The sequence below is a fragment of the Nonomuraea sp. NPDC054003 genome (genome assembly GCF_055585125.1).
The window spans coordinates 189,678-205,268 of record NZ_JBVJKR010000008.1; the positions used below are offsets into that span (position 1 = coordinate 189,678).

Genomic DNA, 15,591 nt, shown 5'->3' on the forward strand with positions numbered 1-15,591 from the left:
TGAGAGACGGAGGTCCAGTTGTCCACCGAGCTGGAGAGCACGCGCAAGGCGCTGCGGGAAGCGGTCGCGCAGGCCGAGCACGCGGCTGAGCTGGCGAGGCTGCTGGACGCGGCGCAGAGCAGGCTGGCCGAGGCCGAGCGGCACGCGGAGGAGGTCAAGGCGCTCGCCGAACGGCTGGCGGGGGCCGAGGAAGACCTGGAGCGCGAGCGCGCCGCCGCCGACAAGCTCCGCAAGGAGCTGGCCGAGCAGCGCTACCAGGCCGAGGTGGCCAACTGGAAGCTCAAGTCGATCAAGGTCGCGCGCTGGAGCAGGCTCGGCGACGCGATCAAGACCGGCAAGAGCAACCCCGTCCGGCTGGCCAAGGAGCTCAAGGGCGCCACCAAGCCGGTGAAGCGGCCCATCGCCCCCAAGCGCAGGCCCGTCGTCGTCCAGCGCAAGGACGACCGGCCTGGCGCCGCCTTCCAGGCCACCACCACGACCCGCACGCTCGCCGGCGAGTCGTTCAAGCTGAGGCCGTTCCGGGTGCCGACCGGCCCCAACACCCGTCCTCACATCACCGCCGCGGTGATCGCCGAGCCGCACGCCGAGGCGCTGCTGCGCTACGAGTGGCGGCAGACCACCGGGTTCACGCCGCGCGACTTCGCCAGGGTGCTGCCGCTGGAGGTGCCCCACCTGCTCGTGGTCGAGTCCGTCGCGACCGGGCCGTGGGCCGAGGAGCTGCGGGGCGAGCCGGGCGAGGGGCTCAAGGCGCTGCTGGCCTGGTGCGCCGAGCGCGGCATCCGCACCGTGTTCTGGCACACCCACGGCGACGTGTCGGCCTACGCCGCCTCCGCCGAGCTGTTCGAGCACCGCTTCACCACCGACCTGACCGTCGGCTGGCCGCGCCTGCAGTTCGGCGTCCAGCCCCGGGTGCACAACCCGCTGCCGCTGTCCGGCGGCCGCATCGACCGGGTGCTCACCCTCGACCAGTTGTTGCCGGGTCACCTGGCCTATCCCGACGTGCTGACCTCCTACCGCTGGCCGGCCGGCGTCGACTGCCCGCCCGGCACGCCCATGTGGCGCCTGGCCGAGATCGCCGCCTGCGGCACCCCTATCGGCCCGGACCCCGACACCCGACGCGCGCACGTCGCGCTGCGGCGCGCCTACGACAGCGGCACCATGACCGAGCGGATCGACGAGCTGCTCGACAAGGTCGGGCTGCCCAGCGCCCGCGCCACCCTCGACACCTCCGTCCTGCTCGTCGTCCCCGAGCCGGGGCGGACGGAGCACGCGCTGGCCCAGGTCGCCAGGCAGAGCGGGGTCGCCCAGCTCGTCGTCTTCGGCCCGCCCGAGGCGGGGGAGCGCGCCCGCGACGTGCTGCCCGACGCCGACGTGATCCACCGGCCGCTCCGTCCCGAGCTCACCGTCGGCGCGATGCTCGGGCGCGGGCTCGACCTGTGCGAGGCCGACCTGGTCGCGGTCATGGACCCGCGCGACGTCTACGGCTCCCACTACCTGTCCGACCTGCGGCGCGCCTTCCTGTTCACGACGGCCGACATCGTCGGCAAGGCCGCCTTCTACGCCCACCTGCGCAAGCCGCAGGCCACGCTGCTCAAGCAGCCGGAGGCCGAATACTCCTACCTGCCGGAGATCGCCGGCGCGACCCTGCTCGCCCGCCGCAACCCGCTGCGCGAGCTGGGCTTCGCCGACCTCACCGACGGCTGGGACGAGGTGCTCATGCGCCAGTGCCGCCAGGACGGCGTCAAGGTGTTCGCCGCCGACCGGTTCGGCTACGTCCGGGTGCGCGACGAGGACCGCTGGCTGCTCGGCGCCGCCCACCTCGTGGAGTACGGCTCCGCCGAGCCGCACGCCCTCATCTGACCATGCGCCGGCGGGGGTCCCGGTGATCGCGCGACTGGCGGAGGTGCTCGGGGAGCCGCCGGTCCCTGACGGCACGTGGGAGCGGGAGGCGGCCTACGTCTCGCCCGCCGCGTTGCGGAGCGGGGTGCCGGCGAAGGATCTGGCCGCGCGGCTGCGGGCGCTGCCGGGCGTGACCGGGGCCGAGGCGCTGCCCGGCGGGTTCGTGCGGGTCGTGGTGGCCGTGCCGGGGGCGCTCCTGGACGACTTCGAACCTCCCGCGCTGCCGGAGCCCGCCTGGCCGGACTTCCCCCGTACGTGGGAGAACCCCGGGTTCGTGGTCCGGTACGGGCACGCGCGGGCGGCGGGCGTGCGGCGGTGGGCGCGCGACCTGGGCGTCCCGGAGACCGGCTTCCGGCCCGGCCTGCTGGAGTCCCCGTACGACAGGAAAGTCCTGCGGGTGCTGGCCGAGCTGCCGGGACGGGCGGCGAGCAGGGACCCGGGCTGGGACGCCTACCAGGTGCGGCTGGCGCTGGCGTACCACGACGCGCACGAGCGCGCCCCCGCGGTGCCGATGGGAGACGCGCCGCCGCGGCCGGTGCACACCGCGAGGGTGCGGCTGGCGGCGGCGGTGGAGAGCGTGCTGGCGGGACCGGACCGCATCTAAGATATATCCGGCGAAACAGTAAAAAGACGTAAAATCTTCGCCTGTCGGCCCGTGATCGTGTCTCGATAGGTGAGCACCGGGCACGGGCAGACGGGCCGTTCCGATAGCCTCGATCGGGTGAGTCGATTCGCCCACCCAGCCGGGGACCGGCACGCCGAGCCGCCGCCCCACGAGCGCCCTCCGCTGGCGCCCGCCGACCTCAACCGGATCAACCCCGCGATCTGGCCGCGAACGGCCGGCCGGGCCGACGGCGCGCTCACGATCGGCGGGCTGGACATACGCGATCTGGCCCGCGAGTACGGCACCCCGCTGTACGTCCTCGACGAGGACGACGTGCGCTCGCGCATGCGCGACTACGTCACCGCCTTCGCCGGCTCCGACGTCCACTACGCGGGCAAGGCCTTCCTGTGCAAGGAGATGGTCCGCTGGCTGCAGGACGAGGGGCTCGGCCTCGACGTGGCCAGCGGGGGCGAGCTGGCCGTGGCGCTGAGCGTCGGCTTCCCCGCCGAGCGCATCACCCTCCACGGCAACAACAAGTCGTCGGCCGAGCTGAGGCGGGCCCTGGAGGTCGGCGTCGGCCACGTCGTGGTCGACTCCTACGAGGAGATCGCCCGGCTCGGCTACTTCGCCGCCGAGCTCGGCAAGCGGCCCAAGGTCATGATCCGGGTGACCACCGGCGTCGAGGCGCACACCCACGAGTTCATCGCCACCGCCCACGACGACCAGAAGTTCGGCCTGTCGCTGAGCTCCGGCGCCGCCGCCGAGGCCGTGCGCCGCGTCCTGGAGCTGCCGTCGCTGGAGCTGGTCGGCCTCCACTCCCACATCGGGTCCCAGATCGTCGACACGGCCGGGTTCGAGGTGGCCGCCCGCCGCCTCACCGCGCTGCTCGTGCAGATCAAGGAGGAGCACGGCGTCGTGCTGCCCGAGCTCGACCTCGGCGGCGGCTACGGCATCGCCTACGTCGAGGGCGACGAGGCGCTCGACGTCAAGACCATCGCCGACAGCCTGCGCGAGATCGTGCGCAAGGTCTGCACCGACGCCGGGCTGCCCGTGCCCCGCCTCACCGTCGAGCCCGGCCGCGCCATCGTCGGCACCGGCGGCATCACCCTGTACGAGGTCGGCACGGTCAAGGACGTCGAGGGGCTGCGCACGTACGTGAGCATCGACGGCGGCATGAGCGACAACGTCCGCACCGCACTCTACGGCGCCGAATACACCGTCGTGCTGGCCAGCCGTGAGAGCGACGCCGCGCCCATGCTGAGCCGCGTCGTCGGCAAGCACTGCGAGAGCGGCGACATGATCGTGCGCGACTGCTACCTGCCGGCCGACCTGGTGCCCGGCGACCTGGTGGCGGTCGCCGCCACCGGCGCCTACTGCCGTTCCCTGGCCAACAACTACAACTACCTGCCCAAACCTGCCGTGGTCGCCGTCTCCGACGGCCGGTCCCGGGTGATCGTGCGGGGCGAGACCGAGGACGACCTGTTGAGGGGGCAGCTGTGAAACCGTTGAAGGTGGCCCTGCTGGGCTGTGGAGTGGTCGGCTCCCAGGTCATCCGGCTCATGCACGAGCAGCACGACGACCTCGCCGCCCGCGTCGGCGCCCCGTTCGAGATCGCCGGCGTCGCCGTGCGCCGCCTGGGCCGCAAACGCGACGTGGAGGTCGACCCCGGCCTGTTCACCACCGACGCCGAGTCGCTCGTCACCCGCGACGACGTCGACATCGTCATCGAGGTCATCGGCGGCATCGAGCCCGCCCGCTCGCTCATCACCGCCGCGCTGACCCGCGGCAAGTCCGTCGTCACCGCCAACAAGGCGCTGCTGGCCGAAGACGGCGCGAGCCTGTACGAAGCGGCCAGGGCCGGCGGCGGCGACCTCTACTTCGAGGCGAGCGTGGCCGGGGCGATCCCGCTGCTGCGGCCGCTGCGCGAGTCGCTGGCCGGTGACCGCGTCAACCGCGTGCTCGGCATCGTCAACGGCACCACCAACTACATCCTCGACAAGATGGACTCGACCGGCGCGTCCTTCACCGACGCCCTGGAGGAGGCCCAGACCCTCGGCTACGCGGAGGCCGACCCCACCGCCGACGTCGAGGGCTTCGACGCCGCGGCCAAGGCCGCCATCCTGGCGAGCCTCGCCTTCCACAGCCGGGTCACCGCCGAGCAGGTCCACCGCGAGGGCATCACCGAGATCACCGCCACCGACGTGGCCTCCGCCAAGGACATGGGCTACGTCATCAAGCTGCTGGCCATCTGCGCCCGCTCCGACGACGGCCGCTCCATCGGCGTCCGCGTCCACCCCGCCATGATCCCCAGGTCCCACCCGCTGGCCGGGGTGCGCGAGGCCTACAACGCGGTCTTCGTCGAGGCCGAGTCGGCGGGCCAGCTCATGTTCTACGGCAAGGGCGCGGGCGGCGCCCCCACGGCCTCGGCCGTGCTCGGCGACCTGGTGGCCGTCGGCCGCAACCGGCTGGCCGGCGCCCGCGGGCCGCAGGAGTCGACCTACGCGTCGCTGCGCGTGCATCCCATGGGCGAGACCGTCACCCGCTGCCACGTCGCGCTGGACGTCGCCGACAAGCCGGGTGTCCTGGCCCGGGTGGCGGAGCTGTTCGCCAAGCACGACGTGTCCATCCAGACGGTGCGCCAGGAGGGCCACGGCGACGACGCCCAGCTCGTCATCGTCACCCACCGGGCCACCGACGCGGCGCTGTCGGCGACGATGGAAGGGCTGCGCGAGCTCGACATCGTCCGGGCCGTCGCCAGCGTGATGCGCGTCGAGGGCGACGAGTAACCGGCGAATCACCGTTTTCATCCCGTGATCGTGAAGAGCTGATCACGGGATGATTTCGTACACTATCCGTGATCTTCTGCGGGAAATGTAACTACGCGTAGAAGATGCTGAATGAGTGCTGTGACCAGCCTTCGGGGTTTCCGGGAAAGAACACCGGATGAGTCCGCTTGTGTAAGAAGCGGCGTAAGGTAGGCGCCGGTCGAGTTTCCGGTCCTCAGGAGCAGCATCGATGTCCCTCACCCCATGCGGTTTCGCGCGCACGCCGGAGAAAGGGCTCGCCCGCCTGCTCTGGCGTGACGGCGAATGGGTCGTGGACGGGCAGGAGGAGCCCGGGGAGGCGGCGCTGCGGGCGCTGCGCGGGCTCGAAGTCGACTGGCCCGAAGAGCGGGTGCCGCTCGACGGCGTCATGCGCATGGCAGCCGCCGGGGTGCCGCTGACGTCGTCCGGGGCGCCCTCGTGGGTGCCGGAGGAACTGCGTGAGCCGCTCACCGACCACGCCTGGCTGGCGCACGAGCCCGACGGCACCGCGCGGTGCCTGGCCGACCTGCGGCGCGAGGAGCACAGCATCCGTCTGCGCCGCCTGGCCGCGCCTCGCCGGCCCGCGCAGCCGCTGGTCAGCGTGGTGATGGCGACCAAACGGCCGGAGTACGTCGCCTCCGCGCTGGGCCAGATGGCGCGCCAGCGCGGGGTGCGGGCCGAGGTGGTGCTCGGGCTGCACGGGGTCGCGTTCGAGCGGGTGCGGGAGGCCGTCGAGGGCTGCCCGCTGCCGGTGAGCTGGGTGGAGGCGGACGCCGGGGTCCCGTTCGGCGAGGTGCTGAACCGGGCCGCCGCCCGGGCCGGCGGCGACTACGTCACCAAGTGGGACGACGACGACTGGTACGGTCCCGGCCACCTTTCCGATCTGCTCATGGCCGCCGCCTATTCGGGGGCCGACGTGGTCGGCGTGACGGGCGAGTTCTTCTATCTGGAGCCGCTCAATCTGACGATCAGGCGCACGACCTTCGCGAGCGGGGCCTCGTACCCGAGCGAGGTGTGGGCGGATCACATAGCGGGCGGGACGATCTTGCTGTCCCGGGAGAAATTTCAGGAAATAGGGGGGTTTCCTGCCTTGCATTCGGCAGTGGATCGGGAGTTTCTCAAGGCGGCGACCGGCCTCGGCGCGCGGGTGTACCGCACCCACGGGCTCGGGTACGTGCTGCGCCGCGGGCTGAGCGAGCAGCACACCTGGCAGCTGCCGCTGGCCCACTTCGTCAAGGTCGCGGCCAACCAGTGGCACGGCTTCCGTCCCAGCCTGCTGATGGAAGCGGCATGAGGGTACGCAACAACGACTACCGCCCGATCCGGCCCGCCGCGGACTTCGAGCCGGAGCTGCGGGTGAGCGTGGTCATCCCCGCCTACGGCGCCCAGGACAAGCTCGACCTGGTGCTCGCCGGGCTCGCCAGGCAGACCTACCCGGCCGGTCTGACCGAGGTCATCGTCGTCGACAACGGCAGCGACCCGCCCCTGCGGCTGCCCGCCGACTGCCCGCCGGACACCCGGCTGATCCGCTGCGAGACCCCCGGCCGCGGCAGCGCGCGCAACGCCGGGCTGGCCGAGGCCACGGGCGACGTCATCCACTGGCTCGACTCCGACGTGGTGCCGACCGCCGGCGCGATCACGGCGCACATGCGCTGGCACCACGCGGCCCCGTACCTCGCCGTCACCGGCTACATCCGCTTCTCCGAGTCCCCGCTGCCCGAGAAGCTGCCCGACGACATGGAGGCGTACTTCGAGCCGGCCGAGCCGCACGCCTGGATCGTCCGCCTGGTCGAGCGGACCGACGGGCTGACCGACAACGGCGAGCGCCCCTTCAGCCTGCACGTCGGCGGCGCCACCTCCGTCAGCGCCCGGCTGATCGAGGCCGCCGGGCCCATGGACGGCGACCTCGTCCTCGGCCAGGACACCGAGATGGGCTACCGGCTCATGCAGGCGGGGGCCGTGTTCGTGCCCGAACCGGAAGCCCGCGCCTACCATCTCGGCCCCACCATGCGGATGCGCCACAAGGAGCGCATCGACCGGGTCAGCTACGCGTTCATCGGCGACCGCATCCCCGCCTACCGCTGGCTGCGCCGCCATCCGGGCCGCACGTGGAAGATCCCGTACCTGCAGGTCCTGGTCGACGGGACCGCCGGGTACGACACCGTGCGCGCGACCGTGGACGCGCTGCTGGCGGGCACGGCGCACGACCTGCGCGTGGTGCTCGTCGGGCCCTGGGACACGCTCGAACGCGACCGCCGCGCCCCGCTCCGGGACCCGAACCTGGAGCTGGAGCTGGTCCGCGGGCACTACGCGTACGAGAGCCGGGTGCGGCTGGCCGCCGACGACCGCGTCGACCCGGCCGTGCCGTACGTGCTGCGGCTGCCGCCCGGCTGGGCGCCCGGCGAGGACTCCGTGGCCGCGCTGCTCGAACGGGCGCGCACCGAAGGGCTCGGGCTGATCAACATCCTGCTCGACGAGACGCCGGACGGGGTGGTGTCCGCCCGGCTCGAACGCGCCGCGTCCTTCGCCAGGGCCCGCATGCTCGCCGGTCCGGGCGAGGACCTCGACGACGTGGTGGACGAGGTGTCCGGCATCGTCTGGGTGTCCGGTGAGAGCTGCGGTTTCGCCGGCGAACAGCCGGCGCCGCAGGGCCGCCGCAGCGCCTACCGGGCCCGGGTCGCGGCCCAGGCGGAGGCGGAGCGGCTGGCCAAGGAGACCGAGCGGCTGCGGGGCGAGGTGGCCAGGTGGCGCGACGAGGCGGGCAAGTGGCGCAAGAGCGCCGTCGAGTACCGCCGGGAGATCGCCACGCTCCGCAAGGAGGCGGCGGGCCTGCGCCGCGACCTGTCCGCCGCCGACCGCAGCCGGCAGACCCTCCGCACGGCCTTCTCCGCCCGCGTCAAACGCGCCCTCCGCAAGTAGGCGCCTTTCTCGTACGTCAGTCGGGGCGTAGCGCGGATCTGAGGCGGCCCAGGAGGGTGCGGTCGGGGCCGGGAGCCGCCGGGGCCGGGATGGTGACCGGGGCAGGCGGCTGTTCCTTCGGCTGCGGCCAGTAACGGTCGGGGGAGACGCGGCGTACTCCGTGGGTGGTGCCGACGACCGCGTCCGGGTCCTCGCAGGGACCCGACAGGAGCAGGGCGCGGCCCAGCGCGGAGGTGCGCTCCAGCCGGGCCTCGCGGCCGTCCGGCAGGTCCACGACCAGCACGCCCGTCAGGTCCTTCTGCACCGTCTCGATCATCCGCTCCAGCGTGACCCGGTGCAGCGGCACCTCCACCGGCCCCCGGTAACGGAAGGGGATCGGCGCGGGTGTCGGCGCGGCCTCGTCGATGAGCCTGATCCGGTCGTCGTGGCCGAACAGGTCGCGCATCAGCCGCAGGTCGAAGTGCGGGTCCGCCAGCACGGACCGCCGTCCCTCGCGCAGCCGGGACCACGGCCCGACCAGCGTCACCACCACGTCGTGCAGCTTGCCGTCGAGCGCCGCCGAGACCGCGCGCCGCACGTCCGCCTCCGCGGCGCCCGTGACGTCCAGCACCACCTCCACGTACGGCACCAGCCACCGCCGCCCGCGGTCCTTGCGCAGGTCACGCCGGAGCGGGACGCGGTGCGCCAGGTACGGCTCGACGGCCCGCACGGCGCGCTCCCTGTCGCGGTGCTGCGCGGGCAGCCCCAGGTGGACGGCCTGCGCCCGCGTCTCCGGCACGAAGACCACGCCGTGCATCGCCAGCCGGTAGGCGAACTCGGTGTCCTCGCCCCGCAGCACGTTCGGGTCCAGTCCGCCGACGGCGTGGAACACCTCGCGCGGCATGGCGACCGTCGGCCCCGTGCACACGTGGTACGGGTTGCGGCTCTTGCGCAGCCCGTCGGTCTTGGCGATCGTCGCCTCGGTCGAGCTGGCCACCGCCGCGTCCAGGTCGAACAGCTCGTCCAGGCACCGGGCGCCGAACACCTCGCGGGCGGTGAGCGGCGGCGCCTCGACGAACCTCTTCATGCCGATCGTGACCAGGTAGTCGGTCACGTGGTGCCAGCGGGCCATCGCCTCGATGTGCTCGCGGCAGGGCACCATGTCCGCGTCGAGCCGTTGGATGATCTCGCCGTCGGCGGCCTTGACGCCGGTGTTGACGGCGTTGGAGATGCCCCAGCCGCACTCCGGCCGCACGATCCTGGTGTCGGCCGGGCGGATCTCCGGCAGCACGATGGGCGGCTCGCTGCCGTCGTCGACGACCAGGACCTCCATGAGGTGGCCCGGGTACGTCTGCGCCGCCAGCGCGGCGAGCGTCAGCTCCAGGTGCGGCCCCCCGTGCGCGGGTATCACCACGCTCACGGACAGTGCCGGAGACCAGCAACCCAGCTCGGGTGGCAGCAAGGCCGAATAGTCGTTCTGCGGCAAAGCAGGACGCGCGTTCATGTGGATGACCCCCTGGCGAGACCCTATCGGGAGATGCTGGGAATTTGCTGAATAATGACGTTGCGCGACCCCACTTGTCAGGGTCTTGACAGCTCGCCCCCGCTCAGCACGCACACCCCGCCCACCCCGTACACTCGGTGCGGAACATCGCAGGTAGGGAGTCAAGCATGAGCAGGTCCTGGCGTGGCCTCATCGAGGAGTACCGCGAGCGTCTTCCGGTCACCCCCAAGACGCCCGTCATCACGCTGCTCGAAGGCGGCACGCCGCTGGTGCCAGCGCACCGCGTCTCCGCCCTGACGGGATGCGACGTCTACCTCAAGGTCGAGGGCGCCAACCCGACCGGCAGCTTCAAGGACCGCGGCATGACCATGGCCATCAGCAAGGCCGTGGAAGAGGGCGCCAAGGCCGTCATCTGCGCCTCCACCGGCAACACCTCCGCCTCGGCCGCCGCCTACGCCGTGCGCGCCGGTCTCACCTGCGCCGTCCTGGTGCCGCGCGGCAAGATCGCGATGGGCAAGCTCGCCCAGGCGCTCGTCCACGGCGCGACGCTGCTGCAGGTCGAGGGGTCGTTCGACGACTGCCTGGAGATGACGCGCAAGCTGTCGTCCAACTACCCGATCGCGCTGGTCAACTCCGTCAACCCGTTCCGCCTCCAGGGACAGAAGACGGCCGCGTTCGAGATCGTCGACGCGCTCGGCGACGCCCCCGACATCCACTGCATCCCGGTGGGCAACGCGGGCAACATCTCCGCCTACTGGATGGGCTACCAGGAGTACGCCGCGGACGGCCTGGCCGCCAGGCGGCCGCGCATGTTCGGCTTCCAGGCCAGCGGCGCCGCGCCCATCGTCGACGGCGCGCCCGTGTCCCACCCGCACACCATCGCCACCGCCATCCGCATCGGCAACCCCGCCTCCTGGCAGCTCGCCACGGCGGCCAGAGACGAGTCCGGCGGCCTGATCCACAAGGTGACCGACCGGCAGATCGCGGCCGCCTACAAGCTGCTGGCCCAGGAAGAGGGCGTCTTCGTCGAGCTGGCCTCGGCGGCCAGCGTGGCGGGCCTGCTCCAGGCGCACGCCGAGGGCCTCGTCGACCCGGGGCAGCGGATCGTCTGCACCGTCACGGGCAACGGGCTGAAGGACCCCGACTGGGCCATCTCCGGCGCGCCCGCCCCGATCACCATCCCCATCGACGTCCACGCCGCCGCCTCGGCGCTCAGCCTGGCCTGACCCTCGCGCGGCACGGTGCTCCCGCGTCCGGGTGGCGGTCGCGGGAGAAGAGGGATGGCATGACGGGGATGTGCGTGCGAGAGGCATGAAGAGCCTTCGCGTTCCGGGGGCCGCGTGGTCCGCGGGGAAAGGTGAGAAATGAGCACCGTCGAGGTACGCGTGCCCGCCACGTCCGCCAATCTCGGGCCGGGGTTCGACACGCTCGGGCTGGCGCTGACGCTGTACGACCACGTCGAGGCCACGCTCACCGACGAGCCCGGCGTGACGGTGGCCGTCGAGGGCGAGGGCGCGGGGACGGTCGACACCGGCGAGGGCAACCTGATCGTCAAGGTGATGCGCAGGACGTTCGACCGGATGGGCGTCCCCCAGCCGGCCGGGATCCGGCTGCGGTGCCGCAACCGGATCCCGCACGCGCGCGGGCTCGGCAGCTCGTCCGGCGCCATCTGCGCGGGCATCCTGGCCGCGCGGGCGCTGGGCGGCGGCGGGCTGAGCGACGACGCGGTGTACGCGCTCGCCACCGAGATCGAAGGCCACCCCGACAACGTCGCTCCGTGCCTGGCCGGCGGCCTGACGATCGCATGGAGCGAGCATGACGGAGCACCACGTATGGTGAAGCTGACGCCCGACGCGGGCATCCGCCCCGTCGCGATCGTTCCACCGGTACGACTGGACACGGAGACCGCTCGGGGGTTGCTGCCGAAGGACGTGCCCCACAAGGACGCCTCCTTCAACACCGGCCGGGCCGCGTTGCTGATCGCGGCGCTGACCCGACGTCCGGATCGGGAGCTGCTGCTCGCCGCCACCGAGGATCGTCTGCACCAGCCCTACCGCGCGCCTGCCATGCTGGAGAGCGCGGATCTGGTAGAACGGCTCCGTGCAGTGGGCGTGCCCGCCGTCGTTTCGGGAGCGGGTCCCACGGTCCTTGCGTTTTCGACATCGGATTCGCAGGATTTGATCGCGCCAGAAGTGGGTAGTGACTGGCACATCCAGCTAATGGACGTCGACCCAGTTGGTGCGAACGTTCAGTTCCCCGAGACACGCTGATGCCTCTCTAGACCTTCAGGGAATAGCCGTGTGCGCTGGTGATGTTAGGCTGATAGCCGCACCAGGTGCCCCCTTGTTGGGTGCGTGCTTGTCAGCCACACATCGTTGCATCATGCTTCACGTCGCGAGGCGTGAGCAGCGCGGCTGTCTCCCCGGAATCCGTCGCCTCCGGTTGGCCCACACCCGGTTGGCCCGACGTGAGGTGGCGACGACGGGGACTCGCGCGTTCGATCACCTCGACATCTGGTTGTCGGCAGCAATCTGGGGGGTGTCATCCACGCGCCACCGTCCTGTGGCGGCCTGGACGAGCCCCTCGCCAAGAGTGGCGACCGTCCCCAGCGGCGGCCGAAGATCGCAAACGTGCACCCCGACCCGGTCTGTCCCGCCGGATCGCAAGCACCTCCGGGACGCCCGGTCGAACGAAGCCGGGGCCCGACCCCTGGGAAGGACCTTTTAGTTGAGCGACACCACCGAACTCCTCTCCGACGCAACAGGCACATCTGCGGCGTCCGGCGACACCCCCACTCGCGCCGCGGCCAAGCCCCGCGCGCGTCGCTCCGGCACGGGCCTGTCGGCCAAGGTGCTGCCCGAGCTGCAGAAGATGGCTGCTGAGCTGGGCATCAGCGGGACCGGGCGGATGCGGAAGAGCCAGCTCATCGCGGCCATCCAGGAGAAGCAGGGTGGCGGTTCCGGAGAAGGCGCGGCGGCTCCCGCCGCCGAGGCACCCGCCGCGGCCGACGCGGCGCCCGCCACGGAGCGACCCACCCGGACGCGCAGGGAACGCTCCCGCGCCAAGACCGCCGAAGAGCCCGCTCCGCAGGCCGCCGAGCCGGTGGCCGCCGCGGCCACCGTGACCGCGCCCGCCGAGCCCGTCGCGGCTCCGGCCGAGGCCGTCGTCGAGCAGCCCGCGCAGCCCGCTGCGGACGCCCATCAGGGCGACTCCCGTGGCGAGCGCGGTGAGAGCCGGCGCGAGCGCCGCAGCCGTGGCGAGCGCCGCGAACGCGGCAACGACCGCGGCGACCGCGGCAGTGACCGCGGCGGCGACCGTGGCAGCGACCGTGGCGGCGACCAGCGCGTCGCCGACTCGGGCAGCCGAGGCGACCAGCGCGGCGGCGACCAGCGGGGTAGTGACCAGCGCGGTAGCGACCAGCGTGGCAGTGACCAGCGTGGCAGTGACCAGCGCGGTGGCGACCAGCGCGGTGGCGACCAGCGGGGCGACGGCGACGACGACCGCGGTGGCCGTGGCCGCCGGGGCCGGTTCAGGGAGCGCAACCGCGGTCGCGGCCGCGACCGCTTCGACAGCAGCGAGCCCGTGATCGGCGAGGACGACGTCCTCATCCCGATCGCCGGCATACTCGACATCCTCGACAACTACGCCTTCGTGCGCACCAGCGGCTACCTGCCGGGCAGCAACGACGTGTACGTCTCGCTCGCCCAGATCCGCCGCAACGGCCTGCGCAAGGGCGACGTCGTCACCGGAGCCGTGCGCCAGCCGCGCGATGGCGAGCGACGCGAGAAGTTCAACGCCCTGGTCCGCCTCGACACCGTCAACGGCATGGACCCGGAGCAGGCCCGCAACCGGCCCGACTTCAACAAGCTGACCCCGCTCTACCCGCAGGAGCGCCTGCGCCTGGAGACCGAGCCGAACATCCTCACCACGCGGATCATCGACCTCGTCTCCCCGATCGGCAAGGGCCAGCGCGGTCTCATCGTCTCGCCGCCGAAGGCCGGCAAGACGATGGTGCTGCAGGCGATCGCCAACGCGATCACCCACAACAACCCCGAGTGCCACCTCATGGTCGTCCTCGTCGACGAGCGGCCTGAAGAGGTCACCGACATGCAGCGTTCGGTCAAGGGCGAGGTCATCCACTCGACCTTCGACCGTCCCGCCGAAGATCACACCACGGTCGCGGAGCTGGCGATCGAGCGCGCGAAGCGCCTGGTGGAACTCGGCCATGACGTGGTCGTCCTGCTCGACTCGATCACCCGCCTCGGCCGTGCCTACAACCTGGCGGCCCCGGCGTCCGGGCGCATCCTGTCGGGTGGTGTCGACTCCACCGCCCTCTACCCGCCCAAGCGCTTCTTCGGCGCGGCCCGCAACATCGAGAACGGCGGCTCGCTGACGATCCTCGCCACGGCCCTGGTCGAGACCGGGTCCAAGATGGACGAGGTCATCTTCGAGGAGTTCAAGGGCACCGGCAACATGGAGCTCAAGCTCAACCGGTCCCTGGCCGACAAGCGCATCTTCCCCGCGGTGGACGTCGACGCGTCCGGCACCCGTAAGGAAGAGATCCTCATGGCGAGGGAAGAGCTCCAGATCGTCTGGAAGCTGCGCCGGGTGCTGCACGCGCTCGACATGCAGCAGGCGCTGGAGCTGCTGCTCGACCGCATGAAGGAGACCAAGTCCAACGCGGAGTTCCTGCTCCAGGTGCAGAAGACCACGGTCAACAACGACCGCGACTAGCGGCTGACGCGCGACGGGCGGCGGGGGCGACCCCGCCGCCCGTTCCGTCTCTAGCGGACGTCCACGAGCCGCTGCGGCGACAGCGCGGCGCTGGTCCTGCTCGTGCCGGCCGACTTCACCTGGTAGTAGCCGTCCCTGCGGGCCTTGAAGGACCTGGTGTAGCGGCCGGTGGAGTTGGTGGTCGCGTAGCCGGCGAGGCGATACTTCGCGGCGCCCACGGCCTTGAAGGAGATGCGGACCTTCTTGCGCGTGTACGGCCTGCCGTCGCGGTACACCTTGCCGTGCACGCGGAACCACCGGCCCTTGCCGACTCGCTTCGGCACGCCGACGGTGACCCTGGCGCCGGCCTTGGCCGGGGTGCCCGCGGCGGGTTTCGTGACGGTGAAGGAGAGCAGGCTCCTCAGCGTCTCGCCGCCGCGGGTGGCGTGCACCTGCAGCGTCCACTCGCCGGGCGGGCTGTGGTCGCCGAAGTACGTGACGCCGCGGTGGACGCCGTTCGACTCCCTGGCGAGGGTGCCGAGGTCGTAGTAGGCGGTGGAGCTCTCGGCGATCAGCTTGGCCGTGACCGTCTCCGAGCCCTTGACCTTGACCTCGACGCTCACCTTGACGTCCTTGCCCCTGACCAGCTTGACGGGGGAGGGGCTGACCGTCGCCCCGGTGATGGCTTGCCTGGCGGCGACCTGCACGGTGAGGTCGTTGGCCCGCGGGGCGCCGCCGCGCGTGACCTCGGCGGTCAGCCGCCACGCGCCCGCCGGGTCGCCGGGCGCGACGGTCCACTTCCCGGTGACGGTGGCCGAGCCGGGCCTGAGGTCGAACGTGACCCGGCGCCGCTGCTTGCCCGGCGGCACGATCCAGCCGGTGACACGCTCGACCGTGGCCGGGTCCCTCAGTTTGAGCGTCGCCCTGGCCTCCGCGTCGGCGTGGGCGGGCACGTACGCGACCGCCTGGACCTCCCCCGTGAAGTCCGGCACCGTGGAGACCTGCCCGTACCGGGTGCCGGCCTGCGCGGACGGCACCCCCGTGCCCGTGAGGAGCAGCGCCGCCCCCGTGGCGGCCGCGAGCAGCGACCGTGCCCTGCCTGTCATCTGATGACGTCCCCCGTCCGATCGATGATGTGCGGGAGCCTAGTGTGACCGGCGGCGCGGGTC

General features: G+C 72.1%; 11 protein-coding genes. 9 read left to right on the forward strand and 2 right to left on the reverse strand.

Annotation, left to right across the window (positions count from 1 at the left end):
* Window positions 1-18 precede the first annotated feature (18 nt).
* From ACZ6YG_RS22365 to ACZ6YG_RS22390, 6 genes are all read left to right on the forward strand, one after another.
* Window positions 19-1,860 carry a hypothetical protein gene (locus ACZ6YG_RS22365; RefSeq protein WP_466019105.1) on the forward strand — a complete coding sequence of 614 codons (1,842 nt, stop codon included), beginning with the start codon at window positions 19-21 and terminating at the stop codon, window positions 1,858-1,860.
* A gap of 22 nt (window positions 1,861-1,882) precedes the next feature.
* Entirely contained in the window at window positions 1,883-2,503 is a 621-nt protein-coding gene (locus ACZ6YG_RS22370; RefSeq protein ID WP_271275443.1) for a DALR anticodon-binding domain-containing protein, read from the forward strand.
* 117 nt (window positions 2,504-2,620) lie between these two features.
* On the forward strand, window positions 2,621-4,003 hold the full coding sequence (gene lysA, locus ACZ6YG_RS22375) for a diaminopimelate decarboxylase (RefSeq protein ID WP_148033932.1): 1,383 nt from the start codon (window positions 2,621-2,623) through the stop codon (window positions 4,001-4,003).
* Window positions 4,000-5,289: a homoserine dehydrogenase gene (locus ACZ6YG_RS22380; protein WP_271275442.1), complete on the forward strand. Its 1,290-nt coding sequence runs from the start codon at window positions 4,000-4,002 to the stop codon at window positions 5,287-5,289. Before lysA ends, ACZ6YG_RS22380 begins: the two co-directional genes overlap by 4 nt.
* Before the next feature lie 229 nt (window positions 5,290-5,518).
* Window positions 5,519-6,601 (forward strand): glycosyltransferase family 2 protein, encoded by a 1,083-nt coding sequence (locus ACZ6YG_RS22385; protein WP_466019106.1) that lies wholly within the window; start codon window positions 5,519-5,521, stop codon window positions 6,599-6,601.
* A complete protein-coding gene (locus tag ACZ6YG_RS22390; protein ID WP_466019107.1) occupies window positions 6,598-8,226 on the forward strand; it encodes a glycosyltransferase family 2 protein in 1,629 nt (542 codons plus the stop codon). The genes ACZ6YG_RS22385 and ACZ6YG_RS22390 overlap by 4 nt, the downstream gene beginning before the upstream one ends.
* A gap of 16 nt (window positions 8,227-8,242) precedes the next feature.
* Here ACZ6YG_RS22390 and ACZ6YG_RS22395 read toward each other — a convergent pair whose 3' ends face one another.
* Window positions 8,243-9,625: a glycosyltransferase family 2 protein gene (locus tag ACZ6YG_RS22395; RefSeq protein ID WP_261808806.1), complete on the reverse strand. Its 1,383-nt coding sequence runs from the start codon at window positions 9,623-9,625 to the stop codon at window positions 8,243-8,245.
* A 251-nt stretch (window positions 9,626-9,876) separates the two neighbouring features.
* Here ACZ6YG_RS22395 and thrC point away from each other — a divergent pair, with 251 nt between their 5' ends.
* The 3 genes from thrC to rho all read left to right on the forward strand — a co-directional run bounded on the left by thrC (window position 9,877) and on the right by rho (window position 14,443).
* Window positions 9,877-10,935 carry a threonine synthase gene (thrC, locus tag ACZ6YG_RS22400; RefSeq protein ID WP_148033928.1) on the forward strand — a complete coding sequence of 353 codons (1,059 nt, stop codon included), beginning with the start codon at window positions 9,877-9,879 and terminating at the stop codon, window positions 10,933-10,935.
* Window positions 10,936-11,073: 138 nt separating this feature from the next.
* Window positions 11,074-11,979: a homoserine kinase gene (gene thrB, locus ACZ6YG_RS22405; protein ID WP_466019108.1), complete on the forward strand. Its 906-nt coding sequence runs from the start codon at window positions 11,074-11,076 to the stop codon at window positions 11,977-11,979.
* 457 nt (window positions 11,980-12,436) lie between these two features.
* The gene (gene rho / locus ACZ6YG_RS22410) at window positions 12,437-14,443 is read left to right on the forward strand and encodes a transcription termination factor Rho (RefSeq protein WP_466019109.1); all 2,007 of its coding nucleotides are present in this window, start codon (window positions 12,437-12,439) and stop codon (window positions 14,441-14,443) included.
* 50 nt (window positions 14,444-14,493) lie between these two features.
* Here the strand turns inward: rho and ACZ6YG_RS22415 are convergent, their stop codons facing one another.
* The gene (locus ACZ6YG_RS22415; RefSeq protein WP_466019110.1) at window positions 14,494-15,528 is read right to left on the reverse strand and encodes a hypothetical protein; all 1,035 of its coding nucleotides are present in this window, start codon (window positions 15,526-15,528) and stop codon (window positions 14,494-14,496) included.
* Window positions 15,529-15,591: the final 63 nt, after the last annotated feature.

Excerpts from the sequence above, each read along its gene's own strand:
- ACZ6YG_RS22390 (WP_466019107.1), top strand. The coding sequence starts at position 6,598 with ATGAGGGTACGCAACAACGACTACCGCCCGATCCGGCCCGCCGCGGAC.
- thrC (WP_148033928.1), top strand. The coding sequence starts at position 9,877 with ATGAGCAGGTCCTGGCGTGGCCTCATCGAGGAGTACCGCGAGCGTCTT.
- ACZ6YG_RS22385 (WP_466019106.1), top strand. The coding sequence starts at position 5,519 with ATGTCCCTCACCCCATGCGGTTTCGCGCGCACGCCGGAGAAAGGGCTC.
- ACZ6YG_RS22415 (WP_466019110.1), bottom strand. The coding sequence starts at position 15,528 with ATGACAGGCAGGGCACGGTCGCTGCTCGCGGCCGCCACGGGGGCGGCG.
- thrB (WP_466019108.1), top strand. The coding sequence starts at position 11,074 with ATGAGCACCGTCGAGGTACGCGTGCCCGCCACGTCCGCCAATCTCGGG.